This is a genomic window from Buchnera aphidicola (Cinara pseudotaxifoliae), assembly GCF_900128595.1.
In the GTDB taxonomy this organism is placed as follows: domain Bacteria; phylum Pseudomonadota; class Gammaproteobacteria; order Enterobacterales; family Enterobacteriaceae; genus Buchnera_F; species Buchnera_F aphidicola_J.
This window is the reverse complement of record NZ_LT635895.1, coordinates 1-2,780: the sequence shown is the minus strand read 5'-3', so window position 1 is coordinate 2,780 and position 2,780 is coordinate 1. Positions and strand designations below refer to the sequence as shown.

The following is a 2,780-nucleotide window of genomic DNA, read 5'->3' as shown; positions in this document are numbered from 1 at the left end:
TGTGCATAACTCTGTGCATAACTCTGTGCATAACTCTGTGCATAACTCTGTGCATAACTCTGTGCTCAGACTAAAAGACAGAGATTTTGTTAATTTTTGATCTATAATCGAACAGATAAAAAAAATTATTTTCCTTACGAAAATGATGCGCACTAACTACGATAGATGCATAATATATATATATATATATATATATGTAAAAACAGTATGTATGCTTATACTACAATAACGCGCATCATGGCAATTATCTCGGATATATCGCGTGTATACTCTGATCACTAAATCAGTACTTTATATAAAAATATTGTAAGAAGGATCTCTTTTTATTTATAAATATATGCCATAACAGCGTATCCTTATTTTATTATCGTTATCTATATGGAGAAATCAGTTATGCACACACCATGTACTGTTACTACCTGGAAAAAAAATACCCGATACATCATGAATCCAACAGAAATTTATCAGCACATATGTGCTGATAAAAAAAATACACTGTTACTCGAGTCTTCTGAAATAAACACTAGGAAACAAACAACTAGTACAATTATTGTAGATAGCGCTCTACGTATTACTGCAGTGCACAATAGGCTAAAAATTAAAGCCCTATCAAAAAACGGCGTCTCTTTATTGATGCAACTGGACACAGTGATTCCTTCAGATATAGTCTTAAAAACTACAGAATGTCTGCGCATCATGCAGTTTTCACTGAATGCTACTCATGTCGAAGAGGACCAAAGATTATTGTGTCCATCTATATTTGATTGCTTCCGATGGTTGATACAGGTAATACATACAGCTAATGGCTCATCAACATCTCTATTTTTTGGAGGATTACTCGCTTATGATTTAATCCATTCATTTGAATATATTCCTCGCACAAGTACGTTTTCTCCCTGCCCTGATCTATGCTTTTACCTAGCAGAATCAATGGTAATTTTTGACCACAATAAAAAAAACACGCAGATACAAGTGCATGCTTTTACTGCAAATCGTACCGAAAGAAATCGGTTGCGTGCACGCATGAAAAAACTATACCATATATTACAAAAGCCTAGACCTACATCTTTTTCCGATCTAACAGTCTCCTCTAAAAAAATACGTGTCACAAGCAATCTGAGTGATTCTGCGTTTGCAGATACTATTGATCGCATGCATGAACTCATTAAACAAGGTGAGGTGTTTCAAGTGGTTCCTTCCAGGCAATTTTATTGTACATGCACACAACCTTTCTCTGCATATGTTGTTTTGAAACATATGAATCCGAGTCCATATATGTTTTTTATGCAGGATACTCGATTTATATTATTTGGAGCATCGCCCGAAAGTTATTTAAAATATAATTCTGATAAACGCATCATTCAATTGTATCCTATTGCTGGAACTCGTCCACGCGGACTTCATGCGGACGGAAAAATCGATACAGACCTAGACAACCGTATTGAGCTATCCTTACGCACTCATCCAAAAGAATTATCGGAACATCTCATGTTAGTTGATTTAGCGCGCAATGATTTAGCTAAAGTATGTCGAACAGGTAGTCGATATGTATCGCGCCTAATGGATGTAGAAAAGTATTCTCATGTCATGCATTTAGTGTCCTGCGTCACTGGAGTATTAAAAGATAATCTGGATGTTTTTCATGCATATCAATCCTGTATGAATATGGGAACACTGACCGGAGCACCTAAATTACGCGCTATGCAGTTGATTGCACAACATGAAAAAACGAATAGAGGAGCATATGGAGGTTCTGTAGGATATTTTACCGGATCAGGATCTTTTGATGCATGTATTGTTATTCGTTCAGCTTTTGTTAAAAACAATATAGCAACTGTACAGTCTGGAGCAGGTATTGTATACGATTCTATTACCCATGAAGAGATAGAAGAAAGTAAAAATAAAGCTAGTGCTGTTTTGCAATCAATTGCTCAAACACACTACCTTGATGTAGGAGAATAATACTGTGTCAGATATTCTTTTATTAGATAATTTAGATTCATTTACATACAATTTAGTTGATTCATTACGTTCGTTTCACCAGATAGTTACTGTGTATCGCAATACCACACCGGTGTCCATTCTTATTTCAGCACTAGCAGGCATGCACCATCCTATAGTAGTTCTTTCTCCCGGTCCAGGTACACCGAGCGCAGCAGGGTGTATGCTTGAATTCATTGATTTAATAAAAGGGAAAATTCCTATACTAGGTATTTGTCTAGGACATCAAGCAATCGTATGTGCATACGGAGGAATAGTAGATACAACATCCAACATCGTGCATGGAAAAACATCTTGTATTTTACATGATCAGAAGGATATGTTTTCTGCGCTACCTAATCCTTTAGTAGTAGCGCGTTACCACTCTCTTTTATGTACCTCCGTTCCTTCCACTCTCTGTGTAAACGCGCACTATAAAAAAGCGGTGATGGCAGTAAAACATATATACGACCGTATTTGCGGTTTACAATTTCATCCTGAATCTATTTTAACCCCTTTAGGATGCAGTATCCTGCAACACACACTTCAGTGGTTGCGTCAAACCTGTTGAAACAAGAATCAAAACATTATATGTGTGTATTTTTCTGTTCCATTTTTCTAAAACAAGCAAAATTTGTGTGCATAACTCTGTGCATAACTCTGTGCATAACTCTGTGCATAACTCTGTGCATAACTCTGTGCATAACTCTGTGCATAACTCTGTGCATAACTCTGTGCTCAGACTAAAAGACAGAGATTTTGTTAATTTTTGATCTATAATCGAACAGATAAAAAAAATT

Annotated in this window: 3 protein-coding genes; 2 read left to right on the top strand and 1 reads right to left on the bottom strand. The window is 36.1% G+C overall.

The genetic code is table 11. The features are described from left to right. Nucleotides 1-393: 393 nt before the first annotated feature. Both BUCIPSTX3056_RS02090 and BUCIPSTX3056_RS02085 read left to right on the top strand, forming a co-directional pair. Nucleotides 394-1,962: an anthranilate synthase component 1 gene (locus BUCIPSTX3056_RS02090; protein ID WP_075475055.1), complete on the top strand. Its 1,569-nt coding sequence runs from the start codon at nucleotides 394-396 to the stop codon at nucleotides 1,960-1,962. 4 nt (nucleotides 1,963-1,966) lie between these two features. After that, on the top strand, nucleotides 1,967-2,551 hold the full coding sequence (locus tag BUCIPSTX3056_RS02085) for a glutamine amidotransferase-related protein (RefSeq protein WP_075475053.1): 585 nt from the start codon (nucleotides 1,967-1,969) through the stop codon (nucleotides 2,549-2,551). A gap of 16 nt (nucleotides 2,552-2,567) precedes the next feature. Here BUCIPSTX3056_RS02085 and BUCIPSTX3056_RS02080 read toward each other — a convergent pair whose 3' ends face one another. Further along, entirely contained in the window at nucleotides 2,568-2,708 is a 141-nt protein-coding gene (locus tag BUCIPSTX3056_RS02080; RefSeq protein WP_154021619.1) for a hypothetical protein, read from the bottom strand. Between the last annotated feature and the right edge of the window lie 72 nt (nucleotides 2,709-2,780).